The sequence below is a fragment of the Kitasatospora sp. A2-31 genome, assembly GCF_022288725.1.
Taxonomy (GTDB): Bacteria; Actinomycetota; Actinomycetes; order Streptomycetales; family Streptomycetaceae; genus Kitasatospora.
In genome coordinates this window covers 166,709-190,761 of sequence record NZ_JAKNTA010000009.1, presented here as the reverse complement: position 1 = coordinate 190,761, position 24,053 = coordinate 166,709, and the positions used below count along the sequence as shown (strand labels likewise).

Genomic DNA, 24,053 nt, shown 5'->3' with positions numbered 1-24,053 from the left:
AGCTCGACCACTTCCGCACCGTCGGCCGTCTCGGCCGCGACGGTCCCGGTGCCGGGACCCCGCCCGGGGGCTCCCCGGCCGGCTCCGCCGCGTGCCGCCCGATCCGCTCCGCCGCCGCGTCCGGGCCAGATCCCCAAGCCCGGCCCGCGCCGGCCCGCGCCCGCCGCACCGCAGGTCGCGGTCCAGCTCGTGGCCGCCCCCGCGGCCGAGGCCGTGGAGCGCGCCGACGAGACGGTCGACCTGTTGCTGGACGCCGGCCGCGAGCCGGGCGACATCCTGGTCCTGACCGTGGGTGAGGCCCACCCCTGGCAACAGCACGAGGTCACCTTCGGTGAGGAGCGCTACTGGGCGCAGCTCGCCGAGGGCGGTGACGTGTTCTACGCCGACGCCGCGCTGACCCGCCCGGCCCGCCGCGAGGTGGTCGTGCTGGCCGTCAACGGCGGTACCGCCGACCGCGCCGCCGAGGCGTTCACCAAGGCGCTCGGCCACGCCGCGGGTCTCCTGGTGGTCTGCGGCGACGCCGGCCCGGCCGCCGCGGCCGCCGCCGGTGCGTCCGCCGGCCGTCCGGTGCCCGCCTGACGTCCGGCGCCGGGGACCGGCCGAGCGCCGGTTGAGCGCCCGTGGTTCCTGCCGGCCGTCCGGGCCCGGTGCCCTCGGCACCGGGCCCGGATCGTGCGCGGCGCGGTCGGGGGCCCGCCGGCTCGGGCGGTGTCGCCGTGGCCGTGGTGCTCGGCCGGTCGTCCTTCCGGCCGCCCTGCCCGTGCGGGCTGCGGAGTGAATCGCGGTGCGGGTTGCCGTGCCCGGGGGTGGGCCCGCCGGTCGGGTCAGCAGGTGCCGGTGCGCCGGACCGGATCGATCGCCGCCACCCCGGCGGGTGCCCAGGGCGGCTCGGCCGTCGGTCGGGAGCGCTGCGCGCGCTCCCCGGCCTGGGCCGACCGCTCCGAGGTCTGGCGCAGCGCCGAGCGTGGGGGCAGCTCCGTCACGGTGTGCACCGGCCCGTCCGCCCAGGAGCCCGAGTGCGGGTTGCGCCCGGTCCGCCCGTCGCCGAGGATCTGCCAGCCCGCCGGCGTCAGCGTGATGTAGGAGCCGCAGCGCAGGCCGTGCAGGACGGCCGCGTCCTGCAGCGCCCACATCCAGGCGCCGTCCTGCTCCGTCCAGCCGGCCGCGCCCTCCCGGCAGCGCAGCAGTACGGCCGTCCGGCTCGGCGCCGGCTGCCGCAGGTCGTGCGGGGTGACCTGGCGCAGGTGGCCGAGGAGCGCGTTGCGGTGCTGCCAGCCGTCGGTGTCGTGGGGCCAGGGCGTGAACGAGGCCGAGGCGGTCAGCCGGTGCGAGGCGTCCAGGACGGCGATCACGACCGTGCCCGGTTGCGGCAGGTGCCGCTGGTGGAGTTCCGGGACGAACTCGCGCGGATCGCGGAGCAACGGGATCGCCGCGGTCGCCCACGCCTCCAGATCCAGCACCCGTCTGGGCGACGAGCTCCGGGCGAGGGGATACTGATCGCGGTCGATACCGTTGATCACGATCCTCCTTCCCGACCCACGGGCGCGCGGGTGCGCACGTACGCCAAAGGCCTGGTCCGTCGGACCGGGTTGCGGGTACCGTCCAATTCTCAGGGCAGATGGGGCGGAGCGGCAACGATGAAATGATGAACGCCGCCCGAAAGTCCTGCTTCTGCCGGATATATTCCACAGTCGGGCGGGAATCACTCGGCCGGTGCGGGATTGCGGTCCCGGCGAACCGAAGAGCACCGCGAAGTGCCTGGAGCACGGGCTCTTCCTCCCGTTCGTAGATCGTCGTGCGTTCCGTCCGGCCGTGCGGCCGCTGCGTGAGGTGCCGGCCCCCATTACTCCATTCGGGTGACGGCAGTACCGCCGGTTCCTTCCGCGGGCCCGTTCTGCCCCGTCGTTCCCCTCGGCGCCGGCCGTTCAGCCCTGCACGGCCAGTACCAGCGGCAGGACGGCGCCCGCCCCGGCCTTGCGCAGCAGACGTGCGGCCACGGTGACCGTCCACCCCGAGTCGACCAGGTCGTCGACCAGCAGCACGGGCCCGCCCGCGGCCGCCACCGCGGCCGCCAGCTCCGGGGGCAGCACGAGCGTGCCCGCCAGCGAGTGCAGCCGCTGGGCGCTGTTGCTGCGCGCGCCGTGCGGGGGCTGCCCGGTCGCGTACTCGATGCGCCCGAGCAGCGGCAGGCGGCCGATCTCGGCGATCCGGGCGCCGAGGCTGCCGACCAGCTGGGGCCGGGTGGACGAGGCCATGGTCACCACGCCGACCGGCCGGTCCAGCCGGGTGCCCTCGGCCGTTGCGGGCCCGGCCCAGCCGCCGGGGCCGCGCGCCCAGTCGGCCAGCACGGCCACCAGCGCGTCCACGGCCTCGCCGGGCACGGGCACGTCGGGGGCCTGCTCGGCCAGCAGGGCGCGCAGCCGGTTGCCCCAGCCGATGTCGGAGAGCCGGCCGAGGGCGCGCCCGGTCTCGGCCTGCTCGCCGACCGGGATGCGGCCCTTGAGCGGCACCCCGAGCGCGTCCATGCCGGTGGGCCAGAGCCGGCGCGGCTCGAAGCTCACGCCCGGTCGGCCGAGCGCAGCCCGGGCCGCCTCCAGGGCCTCGGTGGAGACCTCCGGGGTGTGCAGCGGCCCGGCGCAGTTGTCGCAGCGGCCGCAGGGCGCGGCCTGCTCGTCGTCGAGCTGCCGCCGCAGGAACTCCATCCGGCAGCCGGTGGCCGCCGCGTACTCGCGCATGGCCCGCTGCTCGGCCTCGCGGGAGGCGGCGACCTTGGCGTAGCGCGCGGTGTCGTACTCCCAGCTCTGCCCGGTGGCCGTCCAGCCGCCCTTGACCCGGCGGACGGCCCCGTCCACGTCGAGCACCTTGAGCATGGTCTCCAGCCGGGCGCGACGCAGATCCACCCGGGGCTCCAGCGCGGCCGTGGAGAGGGGCCGGCCGGCCTCGGCGAGCGCGTCGATGGTGCGGCGCACCTGCTCCTCCGGAGGGAAGGCCAGCGAGGCGAAGTAGCGCCAGATCGCCTCGTCCTCCCGCCCGGGGAGCAGCAGGACCTCGGCCCGGTCGACACCGCGCCCCGCCCGGCCCACCTGCTGGTAGTAGGCGATCGGCGAGCTGGGCGAGCCCAGGTGGACCACGAAGCCGAGGTCGGGCTTGTCGAAGCCCATGCCGAGCGCGGACGTCGCGACCAGCGCCTTGACCCGGTTGGCCAGCAGGTCGGCCTCGGCCGTCCGGCGCTCGGCGTCCTCGGTGCGGCCGGAGTAGGAGGCCACCGCGAAGCCGCGCTCGCGCAGGAAGGCCGTCACCTCGTCGGCCGCGGCGACCGTCAGGGTGTAGACGATGCCGGAGCCGGGCAGCCGGTCGAGGTGGTCGGCCAGCCACGCCAGCCGATGGGCCGGATCGGGCAGGCCGAGGACGCCGAGGGTGAGGCTCTCGCGGTCCAGCGGGCCGCGCAGCACCAGGGCGCGTTCGTCGGTGCCGCCGGTGCCGAGCTGCTCGGCGACGTCGGCGGTGACCCGGGCGTTCGCCGTGGCGGTGGTGGCGAGCACCGGGACGCCCGGCGAGAGGTCGGCGAGCATGGTCCGCAGCCGGCGGTAGTCGGGGCGGAAGTCGTGGCCCCAGTCCGAGATGCAGTGGGCCTCGTCGACCACCAGCAGGCCGGTGGAGGCGGCGAGCTTGGGCAGCACCTGGTCGCGGAAGTCGGGGTTGTTCAGCCGCTCGGGGCTGACCAGCAGGATGTCCACCGCGCCGGCCGCCACCTCGGCCTGGATCGCGTCCCACTCGTCGGTGTTGGCCGAGTTGATGGTGCGCGCGTGGATGCCGGCCCGGGCCGCGGACTCCACCTGGTTGCGCATGAGGGCGAGCAGCGGCGAGACGATCACCGTCGGCCCGGCCCCGCGGGCGCGCAGCAGGGCGGTCGCGATGAAGTAGACGGCGGACTTCCCCCACCCGGTGCGCTGCACCACGAGGGCGCGGCGGTGGTCGACGACCAGTGCCTCGATGGCCGTCCACTGGTCCTCGCGGAGCGTGGCGGCGGGGCCGGCGAGCTCGCGCAGGACGGCCTCGGCCCGCCCTCGGACCTCGGCGCGGTCGGCGCCCGTCGCGCCCCCGGCGCCGGTCGGGCCGGTACCGGCCGTGGCGGGGGCGTCGCTGCCGGTGCTGTGGGTCTGTGGCTGCTCCATGCCGTCCATGAAACCCCGAGGTGCCGACAACGGGCGAACGGCGAGGGTCCGCGGACGTTCACGGCCGGGCGGAGATCCGCGTCATTTCATCCGCTTTCCAGCTGAACGGCCGTCAGATATCCCCCGGGGGAGTGGCGAAGGGCTACTCGAAAGGAGGAGGTTTTATCCACAGGCGGGAGTTGTCCACAGGGAATCCGAAACATTCCGGGCCGTTCGCGAAATGGCGGCACTCTTCCCGGCATGAACAACGCGCGCATTCCGCTGCCCTTCGGCCCCGCCGGTCCGCGAACGGTCACCATGCGCGGCCCGGCCGACATGGCCGAGCTGCTGCCCTACCTGTTGGGGTTCTACCCCGACGACAGCATCGTCGCCGTCGGCCTCCAGGGGCCGGACCTCCACCAGGGCGGCGTGATCCGGCTCGATCTCCCCGACTCGCCCGCGCAGTGGCCAGCCGCGGCCGACGAGACGGCCGCCCTCCTGGTCGGCCTGTCCGAGCGGCGCGACCACCGCCCGGCCCAGGTGCTCCTCTACCTCTGCCAGGATCCCGGCCCCGATCCCGGCACCCCGCACGGCCCGCCCGTCCGGGAGCGGCTCGGCCCGCTCGCGGCGGAGCTGCAGACGGCGTTCGAGAACAGGGGAGTGGCGGTGAAGGAGTCGCTCTGCGTCTCGGCCGGCCGCTGGTGGTCCTTCCTCTGCCGCCGCCAGGGGTGCTGCGATCCGGCCGGCCACCCGGTCCGACACGCCCCCGGCCCCGGCCCGGTCGCCGTCGCGGCCACCGTCGCGGGCCTGGCACCGCGCGGCAGCCGCAAGTCGATCGTCGCCGGGCTGACCCCGATCGGCCCGCCCGGTGCGGACGCCCAGCGGCGCGCTCTCGCCCGCGCGGAGCGCGCCATGGGCGCCGCGCGCGGGTGGCCGCGGGCCGAGCAGCGGGGCGCCGCGCTGCTCGACCAGGCCGTCGCCGAGTTCGCGACCGGCGCCGGCGAACTCGACGAGCTGCGGGCGGCCCGCCTGCTCGTCGCCCTCCAGGACCGCCGCGTCCGGGACCGCGCCGCGGAGTACGCGAGGCCGGCCGAGCTCGCGCCCGCCCAGCGGCTCTGGCGATTCCTCGCCCGGCGCTGCGTGCCGCCTTACACGGGATACGCCCCGCCCCCGCTCACCCTGCTCGCCTGGGTGTCCTGGGTGGCCGGGGACACCGCGACGGCCCGGGTGGTGCTCGCCCACACACTGCGCCTCGACCCCTCGTACCTGCTGGCCCAGTTGCTCTACGAGTCGCTGAACGCCGGCCTCTCGCCGGCCCCGCTCCTCGCCCGCGCCGACGCCGAGCGGCGTCGCCGGAGCAGCCCGGCCGGGGGCGGCCCGCAGGCCGCCGGGAGCGCGGCCGCCGAGGCGGGGGAGGACGGTGGTGCGGCCGGGAGCGGTGGATCGGACGCGGATCCGGTGCCGCCGGCGGCACCGGCACCGGCCGACGGGCGGCCGGGGCCCGGCGCGGTGGGGACCGGTTCGACGGCCGGGGCCGCCGGGCCGGAGCGGGAAGAAGGGCCTCCGGCGGGGCCGGGGTCCGATCCGGCGGACGGGCGGGACGAGCGGGGCGGGCGGGACGGGCGGGACGGGTCGGACGGGCGGGACGGGTCGGACGGGCCGGACGGCCCCCGAGCGCCGGGCTCCGCGCGCCCCCGGCGGCGGCGTGCCCGGCGGGAGACCCCGCCACCCGCTCCCGGGGCTCCCGGACCCCCCGATCCCGGACGGGCACCCGGGCCGAGCCTTCCGCCCTCCCGCCGCGCGGCCGGGGGTGCACCGGACGGCGGCGGATCCGCGAAGAAGAGGCTGATGCGGGAGCGGGGCTTCGGCTGCGCGGCCGGCCCCGACCACGGGACGGGCGACGGGCGGGCCGGGGTCGGCCCGAGCGCCGGGCCGCTGCCGGGCCGAGGCGTGCCGCCGGGGCGCCGGCCGCCCTCCCCTGCGGACCCCGGCCGCGGGCTGCGGCTCGGCCGCCCGTCGCCCTGGGCGGCCGGCGTGGTCACGCCCACCCCGCAGGCCGGCCGGCTGGGCCGTTGCCACGACGCCCGGGGTCCGGCGATCGGACGTCGGCATGTGCAGTGAGTGCCGGGCCGCCGGGGCCGGCCGGGCCGGGCGGTCCTCCTTCCCGGCCCGGCGGACCCGCCGGGCCGGACCGTGCTTCGCCCCGGGGTGCTCCCGCCCGCTAGACCTCGCCGCGCATCATGGCGATCAGCCGGTCGAGCACCTTGCCCCCGCTCACCCGCAGGCCGTCGTGCTCCCACTCGTTGGTGATCCACGTCCGCAGGCCGCGCACCGCACGGGCGGTCTGCAGGGAATCGGCCGTGTCCACGTACATGTCGTCGTGGTACACGGCCGCCACCACCGGCACCTCGTTGGCGGCCAGCCGCACCGGGTCGTAGAGGTCGGCCCAGTCGGTGCGGGCGGCGAGCAGGTCCGCGGCCTCCTTGAGCGGGCGCAGCGACGGGTCGGTGTCGAACATCCAGGGGTAGATCATCTCCCCGGTGAACAGGACCGGTGCGCCGGACTCCAGCGCCGTGCGGGCGTCGAACTCCGGGAACTCCTTGCGGACGCGCTCGGCCGACCAGGCCGTCCCGGCCGGGTCCACCGAGCGCTGGCCGTAGATCGACTCGTGCAGCACGGCGTAGAGCGGCCCCTCGGCGAAGGAGAGCTTGGCCTGCGCACCGGCCAGGAAGGTGTCGGACAGCTCCGGCCCGGCCACGCCCTCCACCCAGGCCTCCTCCAGGAGGTAGTGCAGGGTGCCGGATCCGCTCCCGGCGCCGAGCATCAGCCCCAGCGCCTGGAACGCCTCGACGGTGAGCAGTCCGCCGTCCGGCAGGGTGGCGGGGGCGGCGGCCAGGTGCGCGGCGATCCGCCGGACCGCGTCGACGTCCTGCGGGTAGCGGGCGTAGTGCTCCTCGTTCTTGCGGACGACCCGGGGGTAGGCCGCCCGGTAGACGTCGTCGGCCGAGCTGCGCAGGCCGGCCAGGCCGCCGGTGATGAAGGCCTCGTACAGGCCCTCGGGCGCGATCGAGAGGTAGGTGAGGGTGCAGAAGCCGCCGAAGCTCTGGCCGAGCACGCTCCAGCGGCGGTCGCCGACCAGCCGACGGCGGATCAGCTCGGCGTCCCGGACGATCGAGTCCGCGCGGAAGTGCGCGAGGTAGTCCGCCTGCTCCGGGGCGCCGCCGCGCCGGGCGAGGCTCTGCCGGTTGGCGGGCGTGGACCGCCCGGTGCCGCGCTGGTCGAGCAGGAGCACCCGGTAGTCGTCGAGGGCGCGCTCCAGCCACCCGTCCCGGCCGAGCGGGCGCCCGGCCTTGCCGCCCGGTCCGCCCTGGAGGAAGAGCAGCCAGGGCAGGTCGTCCTTCTCGCGGCCCGACGCCACCACCTCGCGGGCGTACACGTCGATCTGCTCCCCCTGCGGGGAGGCGTGGTCGAGGGGCAGCTGGAAGACGTGGTCGGTCGTGACGATCCCGGGCAGCCGGCTGGCGGTAGACATACAACTCCTCGGTATGTGCAGGTCACAGCGGTCGCGTCGCCGTCAGCGGTGTCGCCGGTGCGGGCGCCGCGACCCCCGCACCGTATCCTGACGGCGGTCGGACGCCGGTTCGGCGGTGGCCCCTCGACGGTCACCCGTCGACGGCACCCGGGGGCGGCGGGGATGCCGGCTCCACCAGAGCGGCTCCCCTCCGGCCGGGTCCGTCCCGCAACGGCACCGTCCGGGCGTGCACCGCCCGACGGCAGCGGCGCCACGGGCGAGCGCGCCCGGGTCCGGTCGACCGGATCGGCGCCCCGGGCGTTACCTGGGCCCGGTCGGCGGCGTTCAACCCGGGGGCACTGCGCCCGGACGGTCTCCGGCCCTCCGGCAGCGGTGGGCGCGGCGCGCCGCGCCGGTGGGCACGAGCGGTCCGGGCGTCCACGGTGGCCGGACGGCGGCGAGCCGGCCGGGGCGTCGACAGCGCGCCGGACTCCGGAGCGCCGGACGGCGGGGGACGGGGACGCACCACCGACCCGTCCACGGCAGCGGTGGTCGGCCGGTGCGGCGGTTCCGGCCGTGGTACGGCGTCAGGTTGGGGCCGGACGGCGGACATGACGACGTGCCGGGCACAACGGGGTGCCCGGGGCGGGACGCGGAGCGGGTACCGCAGGGGTACCGCGCACCGCATGGCACGACCCCCCGGCGGGTACGGCCAGCACGGCAGACAAGCCGGCGGGCACCCCCCGCCGGCCCGGCACCACCAGTACGCGATCGAGCATGCTCGCGGCCCACCGGCCTGACCGGCCACCGGACCGCCGAGGGAGGAGAGTCCGGTGACCGCCATGAGGCCACCACAGGCCGTGCCGGCCGAGAGCGTGGTCGGCGCGCCCCCCAGACCGGTCGGCCGGCCCGACCAGGCCCCGGGGGCCGGACCTGCCGGCCAGGCCCGGCCTGCCGCACCGCCGCGTCCGCAGCCGGCCCCCGCCCACCACGCGGTGCTCTGCGTGAACGCGCCCGCGATGGCCGCCTCCGGCCCGGACGGACAGCTGCGCGGCCACGGTCTCCACGGCTTCTACCGTTCCGGCCTGCGGGTGGTCGCCCGGATGGAGCTGCGGATCGGCGGCATGGAGCCGCTGCCGCTCCAGGGCACCCTGATCACCTCGGCGCAGGCCCGTTTCCTCGGCGCCGTCCGCATCCCCGGCGACCTCGACCCCGACCCGGCGCTCACCGTCGAGCGGCTGCGCCACGCCGACGGCGTGGAGACCGTGACCGTGCGCAACACCGGCAGCCGACCTGCCCGGCTGCCGCTGGAGATCGCACTCGGCACCGACCTCGGCCCGGTCGGCGAGATCGCCGCCGGCCACCGCCCGCCGGACCTGCCCGGCCAGGTGCAGTCCGCCGGCCTGCGCTGGGTCGGCCCCGCCCACAGCGCGGTGGTCAGCGCCAAGCCCTCGCCGCACGCCGTTCTCGCGGGCGCGGGCGTGCTCCGCTGGGACCTCGAGGTGCAGCCCGGTGGCCGCTGGTCGGTGGAGCTCCGCGCCGAGCTGGAGACCACCGCCCCCGGGCCGCGTCCGCCGGGTGGCCGGGGCACCGGCGTCCCGCTGCCCTGGGCGGAGCCCGAGGTCCGCAGCGACGACTCCCGGGTCGGCACGGTGGTCTCCCGCTCGCTGGAGGCGCTCGGCGGCCTGCTGTTCGCCGACCCGGACCGCCCGACCGACCTCTATCCGGCCTCCGGCGCGCCCTGGCGGTTCGGCCTCACCCCGGCCGACGCGCTCTGGGCCGCCCGGCTGACCCTCCCGCTGGGCACCCGGCTGGCCGCCGGCACCCTGCGGGCGCTGGCCCGCCGCCAGCAGCTCCACCCCGGCGCCGGCCCGGGCACGCCGGGAGGCCCCGGCCGGTCCGGCCCGCGGCCCGAGGGACTGCTGCCGGGCGCGCTCCGGCACGGCGGCCCCGAGCTGCCCCCCACGTGCACCGCCACCGAGGCCACCCTGCTGTTCGTCACGGTGCTGGCCGAGGCCTGGCGGTGGGGCCTGCCCCGGCAGGAGGTGGCCGAGCTGCTCCCGGCCGCCGAGCGCGCCCTCGGCGCCCTGCGCGGGGGCCTGGTCGACGGCTTCGTCACCGACCTGAGCCGACCGGTGGAGGAACGCTCCGCCCACCCGGTGGCGGCCCGCGCCGAGGTCCAGGCGCAGGCGCACCGGGCCGCCCTGCACGGGGCCGAGCTGCTGGAGGCCTTCGGCCGCCCGGGCGCCGAGGAGTGGCGCGGGTGGGCCGCCGAGCTGCGCGGGCGCTTCCGCGACCGGTTCTGGATCGACGACTTCTCCGGCGGGCGCCCGGCGGCCGGTCTCGCACCGGGCGGCCAGCCGCTGCCCGCGGTCGCCTCCACCGCCGTCCACCTGCTCGACCCGGGGCTCTGTGCCGACGGCGGTCGCCACGAGAGCCTGCTGGACCGCGAGCAGACCAGGCTGCTCGCCCAGCGGCTGGCCGCGCCGGAGCTGGACAGCGGTTGGGGCCTGCGCACGCTCAGCGCCAAGTCGCCCCGGTTCAACCCGCTCGGCCACCGGAGCGGCGCGGTGCGGGTCCACGAGACCGCCCTGGCGGTCGCCGGGCTGGCGGAGGCCGGACACGAGAACGAGGCCGGCGCCCTGCTGGAGGGCCTGCTGGGCGCGGCCGCCCACTTCGAGGGCCGACTGCCCGAGATGTACGCGGGGGAGCAGCGCACGCCCGGCTGCCCGCCGGTGCCGCACCCGGGAGCCTGCCGACCGGCGGCGGTGTCGGCGGCCGGGGCGGTGCACGCGGTGTTCGCGCTCGCCGGGGTCCGGCCCGACGTCCCGGGCGGGCGGGTGCTGGTCCGGCCGGCCAGCACGGCACCGCTCGGCGAGCTGCAGCTGACCGGGTTGCGGGTGGCCGGCGAGCCGTTCTCGGTCCGGGTGAGCCGGATCGGCGTGGCCATGGTGGAGGAGGCGTCCGCCGACCTGCAGCTGGTCGCCCGCTGACGCCCTCCGGTGCGCGGGAGGGCGTGCCGGGCCGGCCGGGGCCGGACGGCCGGCCCCGCCTCCGTCGCCCCCGCCGCCCGGCCGGGTTGCCGGGTGCCGGCTCAGCCCGCGGTCCGTCCGTCGTCGGCCCGGCCCGTCGTCGGCCGTCGTGGGCCCGGCCCGTCGTCGGCCGTCGTCGGCCCGGCCCGTGGGCGGCCCCTGCACCGCCCGTCCCGCAGGGCGGGCGGAAGCGGTCAGGTACCGCCGGGGCACGGTCCGTGCACGGGCCTGTGCTTATCGTCAGAAAGACGACTATGATCGTCGCCATGTCGCGTTATGACCCGTCGGCCTTCCCCCCGTTCGCTGTCACGGTCGACCTGGTGGTGCTGACGGTTCGGGACCATGAGCTCTGCGCCCTGCTGGTCCGCCGGGGCGAGCCGCCCTTCCAGGGTTACTGGGCCCTGCCCGGCGGCTTCGTCCGCCCGGACGAGGGCCTGGCCGAGGCGGCCTCCCGGGAGCTCGCCGAGGAGACCGGCCTGCGTGCGTACTCCGCCCCCGGCCACGAGACGGCAGGCCCCGGCACGGCCGGGGCCCACCTGGAACAGCTCGCCACCTACGGCCACCCGCAGCGCGACCCGCGGATGAGGGTGGTCAGCGTCGCCTACCTGGTCCTGGCGCCCGACCTGCCCACCCCGCGGGCCGGCGGCGACGCCAGCAGCGCCCGCTGGGCACCCGTCACCGAACTGCTCGGGAAGAGCCCGGCGGACGGCGTCCCGCTCGCCTTCGACCACGGCCTCATCCTGGCCGACGGGGTCGAGCGCGCCCGCTCCAAGATCGAGTACTCCTCGCTCGCCACGGCCTTCTGCCCGACCGAGTTCACCGTCGGCGAGCTGCGCCGGGTCTACGAGGCCGTGTGGGGCGTGGTGCTCGACCCGCGGAACTTCCACCGCAAGGTCACCGGCACGCCGGGCTTCCTGCTGCCCTCCGGCGGCACGACGACCCGTCAGGGCGGGCGCCCGGCACAGCTGTTCACCGCCGGCGGCGCCACCGTGCTCAACCCGCCGATGCTGCGCCCGGAGTCCTGAGGCACGACCGACCGGAGGTCCGCCGCTCGGTCGCAGGATCGGATTGTCCCCTGATCGGGTGAGGTGTGCGGACGGCGGGCCCGTGCCGCTCCCGTAATGCCCGGAATCGTCCCCGCAGCCCCCTAGTGTGCTGGCGCGGGGGCGGCGCGGGGCGTCCCGCGCCGTACAGGCGCCGGTCGGCCGAGGGCATGGGAGCAGCCAGCGATGATCCAGATCACCGGACTGACCAAGGTCTACCGCAGAGGTACTCCGCCGGCGGTGCTCGATCTGACCTTCGACGCCCGGGCGGGAGCCGTCACGGCACTGCTCGGCCCCGAGGAGGCGGGCAAGACCACCGCGCTGCGGTTGATGCTCGGACTCGAACGCGGCCAGGGCGTCGCGCTCTTCGACGGTCGCCCGTACCGGCGGCTGCGGCGGCCCGAGCGTGAGGTCGGCGTCCTGCTGGCGGGGCCCGGAGGCACCGGCGCCGCGACCTCCGCCGGGCACCCGGGCCGGCGGGCGCAGAGCCACCTGAGGATGCTGGCGGCGGCCGTGGGCGTACCCTCCCGCCGGGCCGACGAACTGCTGGAGCAGACCCGGCTGGCCGCCGTCGGCGACCAGCGGTTGCGGACCTTCTCGCCCGGCATGCACCGCCGGCTGGCGCTCGCCGCAGCTCTGCTCGGCGACCCCGGCACCCTCGTCCTCGACGCGCCCACCGACGGCCTCTCGCCCCGCAACGCGGAGTGGTTCCACTCCTTCCTGCGCTCCTTCGGAGCCGCGGGCGGGACGGTCCTGGTGACCACCCGGGAGCCGAAGGAGGCGGCGGAGCTCGCGGACCGGGTGATCACGCTCGACCGGGGGCGGCTGGTGGCCGACCAGCCGGTGACCGAGTTCCGCCGGACGCGGCTCAGCCCCGAGGTGGCGGTGCGCGGACCGCAGATGGCCCGGCTCGCCGATCTGCTGATCAGCCAGGGCGCGCAGGTGCGGCGCGACGGCGGGGCGGGCATCGCGGTCGCCGGGATCGGTAGGACCGAGATCGGTGAACTCGCCTACCGCAACGGCATCCTGCTGCACGAACTCGCGGACCGGGTGGTCGAGCAGCCCGCTCCGCGCGTCACGCTGCCGGTGGCCTCCGGCCGTTCGGGGCGCGTCCGCGTCCAGCCGCCGTCCGCCGGCTCGTCGCCCGGATCGTCGCCCGGCCCGGCGTCCGGCTCATCGCCTGTCGGCTCGTCCTCCGGCCCGGTGCCGGCCGAGGGGCGGCCGGCCGGGGCGGTGCTCTCCGGGCAGCGGTCGCCGGCGCCGGAGCAGCGGTCGCCGCACCAGCCGGATGCCGAGCCCCGGTTGCTGCGCAAGCGTCAGCGCGGGGCCGCGTCGGTCGCCGAGTCCGGGCCTGCCCCTGCCGTTCCGGGGCGCCAGACGGACTCGCAGGAGGCCGTGCCGGCCAGGATGCCCCGGCCGGCCGCCGAAGCGCCGTCCGCGCCTCCGTCGACCGGAGGGGCGCTGCCCGCCCTCGCCCTCCCCGTGAGCGCTGCCGCAACCGTCGCCGCGGCCGCCACGAATGCCACCGTCTCCTCAACCATCCCAGCCGGCGCAGCCGCCACGACGGCCGCCACGGCCACGTCGCCCGTCGCCGGAGCGCCGCGGCCCGTACAGCCGGAGTCGGACCCCTTCGACGAGACCAAGCCGACCGTCGCCGTGGACCGCCTCTTCCGGGACGGCCTCAGCAGCCTGGCCTGGCCCGATGACGGCGCCGGCAGCGACGAGGGGAACGAGGGCCACGGCGGTCCGGCCACCCCGGGCGCCGACTGGCGCGAGGTCGCCGCGGCCGGTGACCTGCTGACCGCCGACACCGTCCGGCTCGGCCGGCTGACGGTTCCCGCCGGGGCGAGCGCCCCCCCCCCCCCCCCCCCCCCCCCCCCCCCTCCCGCCACACCTGTCGCCCCCACCGCACCTGTCGCCCCCACCACCCCCGACCCCCGGAGCGAGTGAACCGTGCGTGCCCTGGCCTACGAGCTGCGCCGGCTGCGCGGCCTCCGTTCCACCTGGCTGCTCCTCGCCGCCGTGCTGCTCTGCGACGCCGCGGTGGCCGCGGTCCTGGCGGCCCAGACACCCTCCGGATCGCTCTCCGGCCCGGCCGGCGTCCGACTGCTGACGGCGGCCGTGCCGCTGATCCCGCTGCCCTTCGCGGCCCTCGGCGCCGGGATCCTGGGCGCGCTCTCCTACGGGCACGAGGTGCGGTACCCGGGGCTGCCGGCCTCCCGGGTCTCGTACCTGCGCCGGGTCCGGCTGCTGCTGGCCAAGCTGACCGTGACCGGGGCCACCGCGCTGCTGCTCGCACCGCTGACGCTGGCGGTCGACGCGGTGGCCGCCCACCTCGCGCTGCCGGGCGGGGTGACGGTGGAGGCCTGGTCGGATCCGGGCGCGCTCTCGGACCGGCTCGCCGCGGCGCTCTCCTCGGCCGGCCTCGCGGCGCCCGCCGACCTGCCCGGAGTCCTCGCCCCGGCCGCGCTCGGAGCGGGCCACGGCGGCCCGGCCGCACTGGTGGCCTTCGTACTGCTGACCGTGGTGGCGGCCTGGACCGGGGTGCTGACCGCCTCGCTGACCCGGAGCGCCGCGGCCGGCGTCCTGTTGCTCTGCGCCCTGCCGCCGCTGCTGGAGACCGGGGTGGCGCTGCTGCTGCGCCAGACCGGCACGCCCTGGCCGGCGCGCGCGGCGGAGCTGCTGCCGTTCCAGTCCGGTGTGGAGTGGGCGTACGGGTGGGTGTACGGCGGGGACCGCCGGGTTGCGGTGAGCGGGTCGGCGCTGACGGATCCCGCGCTGCTGGCCGCCGTGTCTGCGCCGGCGTCGGTGCTGCTGCTCGCCGCCCTCCTGGTACAGGTCCGCCGTCGCGCGCTCTGACCCCTTGGGGGGCGGTTCGGCTGACGCTCCGCCAAGATCGACCACCTGTGACCGTAATGCGCGGTTCTTCCTGATAAGAAGTCAATTATCCAGTCACGGTCGATCACCCTTTCGTGTGCTTTTCACGAGAATTCTCAAGCTGTGCCCGCCGATCGCCGACAAAGGACCTGTGAGTACCCTTGCGCACCCCACCATGACCCCCGCCCGCTCCGCCGACAGCGCCATCCCCGGCGCCGGCGAACTGGACCGCTTCTCGTACGCCGACCGGCCGACCCCGCCGGCGCCCCGCTGGGAGGGCGCCGAGTCGGACCTGGCCCGGGTCGGCCGCAAGACCACCAGCAGCCGCGGCCGCGGCCTGCACGGCCAGCTCGTCCAGCAGCTCGGTCAGATGATCGTCTCCGGTGACCTCGGTGCCGACCGCCCGCTCGTCCCCGAGGAGATCGGCCAGCGGTTCGAGGTCTCCCGCACCGTCGTCCGCGAGTCGCTGCGCGTGCTGGAGGCCAAGGGCCTCGTCAGCGCCCGGCCTAACGTCGGCACCCGGGTCCGCCCGGTCGGCGACTGGAACCTCCTCGACCCGGACATCATCGAGTGGCGCGCCTTCGGCCCGCAGCGCGACGAGCAGCGCCGGGAGCTGTTCGAGCTCCGCTGGGCGATCGAGCCGCTGGCGGCCCGGCTCGCCGCGGGGCACGGCCGCGAGGACGTCCAGCAGCGGCTGGTCGAGCTGGTCGAGATCATGGGCCACGCGTCCGCCCAGGCCGACCACTCCACCTACACCCGGGCCGACGCCGAGCTGCACGCCCTGGTCCTGCAGATGGCGGGTAACCGCATGCTGGAGCACCTGTCCGGGATCGTCTCCTGCGCGCTCCAGGTGTCCGGCGGCCCGGCGACCTCCTGCGAGCGGCCCTCGGAGGCCTCGGTCAGCCTGCACGCCCGGCTGGTCGACGCGCTCGGCACGGGCGACGGCACCGCGGGCGAGGTCGCGATGCGGGCGCTGCTCACCGTGCACCCGGAGATCGAGCCGTCCGTCCCGGCGCCCCGCGAGCACTGAGCCGCCCACCCGGCGACCGAGCGGCTCCCGCGAACCCCCGGCCCTCCGGCCGCACCGCATCGCACGGCGCGGCCGGAGGGCCTTCTGGCGCCACCGCGTCCCCGCGCCGGGCTTCCGCCGCCCCGCCGGCTCCGCCGCCCCGCCGGCCCCGGCGGCCCCGCCGAAAGGCCGTTCCAGGCGCCCCCGCGGCCCCGCCGACAGGCCCTCCCCGGCCCCGCCCCGGACCGGTCCCCGACCCGCCCCCGGCGAGACACCTCCGGAAATGTCCTGTCCATGCCAACCGTCTCGGGTGTGAGTGCGCGATGATGGAAGCCGGCCCCGGGCCGCGGGCGCCGAGCGGTGTGACCCGCGACACGAAGGCCATGCGTAACACTTGACGCGTAGCAGCGATGTGTCCTGAGCGGAAGCAGCTCCGGAATACCCCAACATGTCAGAATGCTGTGTTGGTCTGCGGCGCTGCTGCCGTCCTGCAAACCCAGTCCTCAAGCCCGAGTCGGTCGGAATCGACACCGCGCGTCCGATGCGCGATTTCCTTCCCCGCCCCCTCGGGCGGCCGGTACGGGTTCGAGTCCACTCATCGTCCGAGAGGTTGTTCGTGTCGGCCAGCACATCCCGTTCGCTTCCCCCCGAGATCGCCGAGTCCGCGGCACTGCTGGCGCTCATCGAGCGGGGCAAGGCCCAGGGGCAGATCGCCGGTGACGACGTGCGCCAGGCGTTCGAGGCGGACCAGATCCCGGTCACCAAGTGGAAGAACGTCATGCGCAGCCTCAACCAGGTGCTGATTGAGGAGGGGGTGGACCTCATGGTCAGCGCGGCCGAGCCGGCCGGCGCCAAGCGCAAGAGCGTTGCGGCCAAGAGCCCCACCAAGCGCACTGCCACCAAGGCGGTCACCACCCGGACCCCGGCCGCGCCGTCGGCCCCGACCAAGCCCCCCGTGCGGATCGCGCCCGGCGCCACCGTCTCCGCCCCGGCGGTCGCGGCCGCCGCGGCCCCGGTCGGCACGGTTTCCGCCGACATCACCGCCCCGGAGGCGACCCCGGTCGCCGCCGAGGTGAAGGCGGCGCCGGTGAAGAAGGCCGCCCCGGCCAAGAAGGCCGCTGCCAAGAAGACCCCCGCCCCGGCCAAGAAGACCGCGGCCAAGAAGACCACCGCCGCCAAGGCCGGCAAGGGTGCGGACGAGGAGCTGCTCGGCGAGGAGGAGCTGCTCGAGGACGTGGCCCTGCCCGGCGACAAGCCCGGCACCGAGGGCGACGCCCCGGAGGAGGAGTCGGAGGGCTTCGTCCTCTCCGACGACGACGAGGACGACGCGCCGGCCCAGCAGGTCGCCGTCGCCGGTGCCACCGCCGACCCGGTCAAGGACTACCTGAAGCAGATCGGCAAGGTCCCGCTGCTCAACGCCGAGCAGGAGGTCGAGCTCGCCAAGCGCATCGAGGCCGGCCTGTTCGCCGAGGACAAGCTCTCGGCCGCCGACAAGCTGGCGCCGAAGCTCAAGCGCGAGCTGGAGATCATCGCCGAGGACGGCCGCCGGGCCAAGAACCACCTGCTGGAGGCCAACCTCCGCCTGGTGGTCTCGCTGGCCAAGCGCTACACCGGCCGCGGCATGCTCTTCCTGGACCTGATCCAGGAGGGCAACCTCGGTCTGATCCGTGCGGTCGAGAAGTTCGACTACACCAAGGGTTACAAGTTCTCGACCTACGCGACGTGGTGGATCCGCCAGGCGATCACCCGCGCCATGGCCGACCAGGCCCGCACCATCCGCATCCCGGTGCACATGGTCGAGGTCATCAACAAGCTGGCCCGCGTCCAGCGCCAGATGCTCCAGGACCTGGGCCGCGAGCCCACCCCGGAGGAGCTGGCCAAGGAGCTCGACATGACCCCCGAGAAGGTCATCGAGGTCCAGAAGTACGGCCGCGAGCCCATCTCGCTGCACACCCCGCTGGGTGAGGACGGCGACAGCGAGTTCGGTGACCTGATCGAGGACTCCGAGGCGGTCGTCCCGGCCGACGCGGTCTCCTTCACCCTCCTCCAGGAGCAGCTGCACTCGGTGCTGGACACCCTGTCCGAGCGCGAGGCCGGCGTCGTCTCGATGCGCTTCGGCCTGACGGACGGTCAGCCGAAGACCCTGGACGAGATCGGCAAGGTGTACGGGGTCACCCGTGAGCGCATCCGCCAGATCGAGTCCAAGACCATGTCGAAGCTGCGCCACCCGTCGCGGTCCCAGGTGCTGCGCGACTACCTGGACTGATCGGCAGACCTTTGGCAGGGCCCCGGCCCTGCGGCGAAGGGGCCCGGAGCACACCGCTCCGGGCCCCTTCGCACGTCCGGGCGGCTCCCGGGGCCGGGTGCGTCAGCGTCCGGGTGGCCGTTGTCGCTCGTCCGGGTGGCCCTGCGGCGGGACGCGGTCGCTGCGCGTAGCCGGTCACCTACGCTGTGCCGGTTGCCTGCTGCCGAGCCACCTGGAGTCACGGTGCTGCCCACCCCGGATCGTCCGGACCGCCCGGACCTGCCGACCGCTGCCGGCGCCCCGGCCGTTCCGCCGGTACGCGCGACCGCCGGGCCCGGCGGTCGCCGGCGGCGGGCCGCCGTACTGGCGCTGCTCGCGGCGCTGCCCGCACCGCTGGTCGTGCTGGGCCCGGGGGCCGCATCCGCCGAGGCGCAGCGCCGCATCATCGGCGGCAACGCGGTGTCGACGGCCGACCACCCGTGGATGGTGGCGCTCTCCAGCCGGCCGCAGTTCGGCAACGGCCGGTCCGGCCAGTTCTGCGGCGGTGCGCTGGTCACCCCGACCAGGGTGGTGACGGCGGCGCACTGCTTCTACGACGAGTCCAAGGGGAAGCGGGTCGACCGGCCGGCACTGAAGGTCGTGCTCGGCCGGGACGACCTGCGGGGCTCCGCCGGCCGCGAGGTGCCGGTCGAGTCGGTCTGGATCCACCCCGACTACTCGTTCTCCGCCAACATGAACGACATCGCCGTGCTTTCGCTCACGGAGTCGCAGGGTGGCCGGCAGGTGATCGACCTGATCGGCCAGGGCGAGACCGAGCCCTACCGGCCGGGGACGCCGGCCCGGGTCTTCGGCTGGGGGGACACCACCGCGAGGGGTGACTACTCGCCCACGCTGCGCGGTGTGGACGTGTCGACCATCGCCGACCAGACCTGCGCGAAGGCCTACCCGGGAGGGCCGGACGGGCGGTTCGACGCCCGCGGCATGGTCTGCGCGGGGGAGGAGAAGGGCGGCCGTGACGCCTGCCAGGGGGACAGCGGCGGCCCGCTGGTCGTCGCGGGCCGGCTGGTCGGGCTGGTCTCCTGGGGAACGGGCTGTGCGGAGGCGGTCCACCCGGGCGTCTACACGCGGGTGAGCACCGTCGCGGACGCCGTGCGCGCCGTGCTGTAGCGGCCTGCAACCGCCGTCGCCGGCTCCGGTCGGCCGTCCGGCCCTGCGGCCGGTGGTCGCGCGATCGCCCTCTGACGTGGAAACAGCGAAGCCGGGCGACCGGTCCCCGGAGGGGGACCCGTCGCCCGGCCCGAACGGTCGCGCTCGGTGCGCGACCGGACACAGCTCGTGGTCTGGCTGCTGCTGTGGCGCCCGGAATCAGCGCTCGTCGTCGGTGGCCGTCGCGGTCGTGCTGGTGAGACGGCCGCTCTCGTCCTGTATCTCCACGGCGATCTTCTTGAGCTCGGGCTCGAACTTCCGGCCGTGGTGGGCGCAGAAGAGCAGCTCTCCGCCGCTGGCGAGTACGACGCGCAGGTAGGCCTGGGCGCCGCAGCGGTCGCAGCGGTCAGCCGCGGTCAGCGGGCTCGCAGGTGTCAGAACAGTAGTCACGTCGCCTCTTCTCTAGCTCGACGAGCTGTCGTACCAGGGTCAACATCCAACCAGGCCGAAAACGTTCCCGCTCGTGGCTTTTCTTCTTTGAGGATTCTGCTGTGTAGATGAGGACGTGCCCCGGGCGCCGGTGGTTCATGCGTGCCGAGGTCCCAGGATCCGCCCACCCCTCGAACGCCCGATCGGAACGGGGTGCGGGGTCCGCGTAGCATAATCCTCTGCTGGGTTGGAGCATAAGCCCCGTCCCGGGCCCCGGTAGCCTGCATAACGGCAGTTCCGGAGCCTGCACCCGGCCCCACGAACCGCCAGGACCGGTGGTACCGGGAGGAGATGGCGCCCCGGCGCTCCCCGTCCGGCGCGGCGCTTGTTCGCGCAGCGCGTACAAGCTGCGCGGGACCGGCTCGCCGTGCTGCGCACCCACCGGAGGGGTGTGCACACGCAGCGGAGCGGCTGTCGGTGCGATGTGCTGCACTGGCGGCCGAGCCGGATGCGACCGGTGTGACCGACGAGACAGAACTTGACCTGAGGAGAGTGCCGCGTGAGTGCCGAAACGACCGTGCCGTCCGCACTGCTGGCCGGCGACGACGGTTCCAACTACACCGCTCGGCACCTGCTCGTCCTGGAGGGCCTGGAGGCGGTCCGCAAGCGCCCCGGCATGTACATCGGGTCCACCGACAGCCGCGGCCTGATGCACTGCCTCTGGGAGATCATCGACAACTCGGTCGACGAGGCCCTCGGCGGCCACTGCGACCGGATCGAGGTCGTCCTGCACGACGACGCCTCGGTGGAGGTCCGCGACAACGGCCGCGGCATCCCGGTCGACGTCGAGCCCAAGACCGGGCTGTCCGGCGTCGAGGTCGTGATGACCAAGCTGCACGCCGGCGGCAAGTTCGGCGGCGGGTCCTACGCGGCCTCCGGCGGTCTGCACGGCGTCGGCGCCTCCGTGGTGAACGCCCTCTCCGCCCGCCTGGACGTCGAGGTCGACCGCGGCGGCCACACCCACGCGATCAGCTTCCGCCGCGGCACCCCCGGCATCTTCACCGAGACCAGCCCGGACGCCCCGTTCGAGCCGGCCAACGGGCTGACCAGGACCCGCAAGGTGCCCAAGACCCGCACCGGGACCAGGATCCGCTACTGGGCGGACCGGCAGATCTTCCTCAAGGACGCCCGGCTCTCGCTGGAGCACCTGCACAACCGGGCCCGGCAGACCGCCTTCCTCGTCCCCGGCCTGACCATCGTCGTCCGTGACGAGCGGCTGACCGAGAGCGACCGGGTCGAGGAGGCGACGTTCCGCTACGACGGCGGCATCGCCGAGTTCTGCGAGTTCCTGGCGCCCGACAAGCCGATCTGCGACGTGCTGCGGCTGCGCGGGGAGGGCACCTTCAAGGAGACCGTCCCCGTCCTCGACGAGCTCGGCCACATGACGCCCACCGAGGTCACCCGTCACCTCGGCGTGGACATCGCGCTGCGCTGGGGCGCCGGCTACGACACCACCCTGCGCTCCTTCGTGAACATCATCGCCACCCCCAAGGGCGGCACCCATGTCACCGGGTTCGAGCGCTCCCTCGCCAAGACGGTCAACGAGGTGCTGCGCTCCGCCAAGCTGCTGCGCGTCGCCGAGGACGACATCACCAAGGACGACGCCACCGAGGGCCTGACCGCGGTGGTCACCGTCCGGCTCGCCGAGCCGCAGTTCGAGGGCCAGACCAAGGAGGTGCTGGGCACCTCGGCGGCCAACCGGATCGTCGCGGCCGTGGTCGCCAAGGAGCTGAAGGCCTTCCTCACCTCGGCCAAGAAGGACGAGAAGGTGCAGGCCCGCGCCGTGCTGGAGAAGGTCGTCGCGGCCGCGCGCACCCGCGTCGCCGCCCGCCAGCACAAGGAGGCCCAGCGCCGCAAGACCGCGCTGGAGACCAGCTCGCTGCCGGCCAAGCTGGCCGACTGCCGCAGCGACGACGTCGACCGCAGCGAGCTCTTCATCGTCGAGGGCGACTCCGCGCTCGGCACCGCCAAGCTCGCCCGCAACTCCGAGTTCCAGGCCCTGCTGCCGATCCGCGGCAAGATCCTCAACGTGCAGAAGGCCTCCGTGAGCGACATGCTCAAGAACGCCGAGTGCGCCGCGATCATCCAGGTGATAGGGGCCGGTTCGGGCCGCACCTTCGACATCGACCAGGCCCGCTACGGCCGGGTCATCTTCATGGCCGACGCCGACGTCGACGGATCGCACATCCGCTGCCTGCTGCTGACGCTGTTCCAGCGGTACATGCGGCCGATGGTCGAGCAGGGCCGGGTCTTCGCGGCCGTCCCGCCGTTGCACCGGATCGAGCTCACCAACCCCAAGCGCGGCCAGGAGAAGTACCACTACACCTACTCCGACGCCGAGCTGCGCTCCACCCTGCTGGAGTTCCAGCGCAAGGGCCTGCGCTGGAAGGACCCGGTGCAGCGCTACAAGGGCCTCGGCGAGATGGACGCCGACCAGCTGGCCGAGACCACCATGGACCCGCGCCACCGCACCCTGCGCCGGATCAACCTGGGCGACCTGGAGCAGGCGGAGCGGATCTTCGACCTGCTGATGGGCAACGACGTCGCCCCGCGCAAGGAGTTCATCGTGGACTCGGCGGCCACCCTGGACCGCTCCCGCATCGACGCCTGATCCCGGCACCGACGGCAGAGGGCCCTCCACCCACGGGTGGAGGGCCCTCTGCCGTCGGTTCCACCCGGGCCCGTCCCCGGTCCACCCCGGCTCCGATCACCCGGCGGGGCCGGATCCGTAGCGTCGGTGAGGTCAGCCCAGCCAGCCTTCCGTCGGGACGGAGAGTCCGATGACCGCCCTCGCCAACGTCCTTGTGATCATCGTGGTGATGGTCCTGGTGGTCCAGCGTCAGATGCGGGCGCAACGCCTGGACTCCGGGCGCCGCACCTGGCTGCTCCCGGTGCTCCTCGGCGTGCTCGCGCTGCGGGACCCGCAGCTCCTCGACCGCAGCCACCCCGGGACGTCCGTCGCCCTGCTGGCCTGCTCGCTGCTGGCCGTGCTCGCGATGGGCTGCGTCTGGGGCTGGACCGTCCGGCTCTGGCGCGGCGAGGACGGCGCGGTCTGGGCCAAGGGCACCAGGGCCACGGTGGCCGCCTGGTCGGGCATGATCGCGATCCGGCTCGGCCTGTTCGGCCTCGGCGCGGTCCTGCACGTCCACCAGACCGGCAGCGCGCTGCTGCTCGGCCTGGCGGTCCTGCTGCTGGTCAGGTCGCTCGTGGTGAACTGGAGGGCACGGACCCTGGAGCCCTCGTTCGGGACCCCCGCGGCCCGCTGACCGCACCCGCCGCGCGGTCCCGGGCCGGCCGACACCCGCCGACCCCCCCGAAGAACCCCGGAGGAGACCCCGTGCCCGAGTGGTCCTGGACCCGCTGGCCGTCCCGCGAGGGGATGGACCGGGACGCCGAGAGCCGGCCGCGGCGGATCCTCACCGTGGCCGGCCGGCTGGTACTGCTGGTCACGGTGGTCTGGGGGATGTACTCCCGCGGCGGGTACACCGGTCGGACCGCGGTCGCGGCGGTCGCGGGCCTGCTCGCGACGATCCTGGTGGTGGCGGCCTTCCTGCGGGTCAGCCGGGAACAGCGGCTGCTCGCCTCGCTCGCGCTGGCCGGCGTCCTGATCGGCGGTGCCTGGCTCGCCGAGTGGGGGCGGGCCTACGTCCTGGCCGACTTCACCTGGGCCGGCCTCGCCGTCGCCGCCCTGGTCCGGCTGCCGATGGGCGCCGCCCTGGCCACGGCGGCGGCCGCCTTCGGCTCGTACACGGCCGCCAGCTGGGAGAGCTGGCTCGCCGTCTGCGCCACGGTGGGCGGCCTGACCGTCCTCGGCTACCTGCTGCGCCTCGACACCGAGGCCCGCGGCACCGCGCGCCGGCTGCTCGCCCAGGAGCGGGCCGCCCGGGCCGCCGAGGCGGAGACCGCCGCCCTCGCCGAACGGGCCAGGATCGCCCGGGAGATCCACGACGTGCTCGCCCACAGCCTCTCCGCCCAACTCGTCCACCTGGAGGCGGCCCGGCTGATGCTGGACGCGGGCACCGACCGGGAGCGGGTCCGCGAACGGGTGGTCGCCGCCCGCCGGATGGCGCAGGACGGACTGGCCGAGACCCGGCAGGCGCTCTCCGCCCTGCGCGGCGAGTTCACCCCGGTCGGGGAGTTCCTGGTGGACCTGACGGCGCGTGAGCGGGCCGCGTTCTCGGTGACCGGGACGCCGCGCCCGCTGGCCGCCGAGGCGGGGCTCGCGGTGCGGCGCACGGTGCAGGAGGCGCTGACCAACGTGCGCAAACACGCCCCCGGAGCGCGCTGCACGGTCGAACTGCGCTACCTGCCCGAGGCGGTGGAGCTGGAGGTCCGCAACACCGCGGCCCGCCCCGATCGCACGGGTGAGCTGGCCGCCAGCGGCAGCGGGTACGGTCTGCTGGGGATGCGCGAACGCGCGGAACTGCTCGGCGGCACCCTGCTGGCGGGCCCGGACGAGGGAGGGTGGCGCGTGCTGCTGCGGGTGCCGGCGTGAGCGGACGGGACGGGCCGCGCCCCACCAGGGTGCTGGTGGCGGACGACCAGAC

Annotated in this window: 16 protein-coding genes; 12 read left to right on the top strand and 4 right to left on the bottom strand. The window is 75.6% G+C overall.

The genetic code is table 11. From position 1 onward, the window contains the following. The first annotated feature begins 189 nt into the window (after positions 1-189). Positions 190-579: a hypothetical protein gene (locus MCM47_RS43390; protein WP_308222442.1), complete on the top strand. Its 390-nt coding sequence runs from the start codon at positions 190-192 to the stop codon at positions 577-579. Positions 580-824: 245 nt separating this feature from the next. Here the strand turns inward: MCM47_RS43390 and MCM47_RS25055 are convergent, their stop codons facing one another. Both MCM47_RS25055 and MCM47_RS25050 read right to left on the bottom strand, forming a co-directional pair. Then, positions 825-1,460, bottom strand: coding sequence for a hypothetical protein (locus MCM47_RS25055; RefSeq protein WP_374209206.1), 636 nt, complete (start codon positions 1,458-1,460; stop codon positions 825-827). A gap of 465 nt (positions 1,461-1,925) precedes the next feature. Beyond that, on the bottom strand, positions 1,926-4,175 hold the full coding sequence (locus MCM47_RS25050; RefSeq protein ID WP_238863944.1) for a RecQ family ATP-dependent DNA helicase: 2,250 nt from the start codon (positions 4,173-4,175) through the stop codon (positions 1,926-1,928). 240 nt (positions 4,176-4,415) lie between these two features. Here MCM47_RS25050 and MCM47_RS42655 point away from each other — a divergent pair, with 240 nt between their 5' ends. Continuing rightward, positions 4,416-6,275, top strand: a complete 1,860-nt coding sequence (locus MCM47_RS42655; RefSeq protein WP_305068018.1) for a DUF4192 family protein — start codon at positions 4,416-4,418, stop codon at positions 6,273-6,275. A 100-nt stretch (positions 6,276-6,375) separates the two neighbouring features. Here MCM47_RS42655 and MCM47_RS25040 read toward each other — a convergent pair whose 3' ends face one another. Then, a complete protein-coding gene (locus MCM47_RS25040) occupies positions 6,376-7,686 on the bottom strand; it encodes an alpha/beta fold hydrolase (protein ID WP_238863943.1) in 1,311 nt (436 codons plus the stop codon). 821 nt (positions 7,687-8,507) lie between these two features. On the opposite strand from MCM47_RS25040, the gene MCM47_RS25035 reads away from it, so the two are divergent. From MCM47_RS25035 to MCM47_RS25005, 7 genes are all read left to right on the top strand, one after another. Next, on the top strand, positions 8,508-10,658 hold the full coding sequence (locus MCM47_RS25035) for a glycogen debranching N-terminal domain-containing protein (protein WP_238864076.1): 2,151 nt from the start codon (positions 8,508-8,510) through the stop codon (positions 10,656-10,658). A 305-nt stretch (positions 10,659-10,963) separates the two neighbouring features. Further along, on the top strand, positions 10,964-11,722 hold the full coding sequence (locus tag MCM47_RS25030) for an NUDIX domain-containing protein (protein WP_238863942.1): 759 nt from the start codon (positions 10,964-10,966) through the stop codon (positions 11,720-11,722). A 204-nt stretch (positions 11,723-11,926) separates the two neighbouring features. Beyond that, positions 11,927-13,690, top strand: coding sequence for an ATP-binding cassette domain-containing protein (locus tag MCM47_RS25025; protein WP_238863941.1), 1,764 nt, complete (start codon positions 11,927-11,929; stop codon positions 13,688-13,690). A 3-nt stretch (positions 13,691-13,693) separates the two neighbouring features. Then, the gene (locus MCM47_RS25020; RefSeq protein WP_238863940.1) at positions 13,694-14,599 is read left to right on the top strand and encodes a hypothetical protein; all 906 of its coding nucleotides are present in this window, start codon (positions 13,694-13,696) and stop codon (positions 14,597-14,599) included. 115 nt (positions 14,600-14,714) lie between these two features. After that, a complete protein-coding gene (locus MCM47_RS25015) occupies positions 14,715-15,647 on the top strand; it encodes a FadR/GntR family transcriptional regulator (protein WP_308222441.1) in 933 nt (310 codons plus the stop codon). Positions 15,648-16,236: 589 nt separating this feature from the next. Beyond that, on the top strand, positions 16,237-17,892 hold the full coding sequence (locus tag MCM47_RS25010) for an RNA polymerase sigma factor (protein WP_238863938.1): 1,656 nt from the start codon (positions 16,237-16,239) through the stop codon (positions 17,890-17,892). Between the two features lie 192 nt (positions 17,893-18,084). Then, the gene (locus MCM47_RS25005) at positions 18,085-19,038 is read left to right on the top strand and encodes a trypsin-like serine protease (protein ID WP_238863937.1); all 954 of its coding nucleotides are present in this window, start codon (positions 18,085-18,087) and stop codon (positions 19,036-19,038) included. Positions 19,039-19,236: 198 nt separating this feature from the next. On the opposite strand, the gene MCM47_RS25000 is transcribed toward MCM47_RS25005, so the two are convergent. Further along, positions 19,237-19,467: a hypothetical protein gene (locus tag MCM47_RS25000; RefSeq protein ID WP_238863936.1), complete on the bottom strand. Its 231-nt coding sequence runs from the start codon at positions 19,465-19,467 to the stop codon at positions 19,237-19,239. A 538-nt stretch (positions 19,468-20,005) separates the two neighbouring features. Between MCM47_RS25000 and MCM47_RS24995 the strand changes: the two genes are divergently transcribed. The 3 genes from MCM47_RS24995 to MCM47_RS24985 all read left to right on the top strand — a co-directional run bounded on the left by MCM47_RS24995 (position 20,006) and on the right by MCM47_RS24985 (position 24,001). Beyond that, positions 20,006-22,117, top strand: coding sequence for a type IIA DNA topoisomerase subunit B (locus MCM47_RS24995; RefSeq protein WP_238863935.1), 2,112 nt, complete (start codon positions 20,006-20,008; stop codon positions 22,115-22,117). Positions 22,118-22,286: 169 nt separating this feature from the next. After that, complete coding sequence (locus tag MCM47_RS24990; protein WP_238863934.1) at positions 22,287-22,772, top strand: CcdC protein domain-containing protein; 486 nt, start codon at positions 22,287-22,289, stop codon at positions 22,770-22,772. Positions 22,773-22,843: 71 nt separating this feature from the next. After that, complete coding sequence (locus MCM47_RS24985; RefSeq protein ID WP_238863933.1) at positions 22,844-24,001, top strand: sensor histidine kinase; 1,158 nt, start codon at positions 22,844-22,846, stop codon at positions 23,999-24,001. Positions 24,002-24,053: the final 52 nt, after the last annotated feature.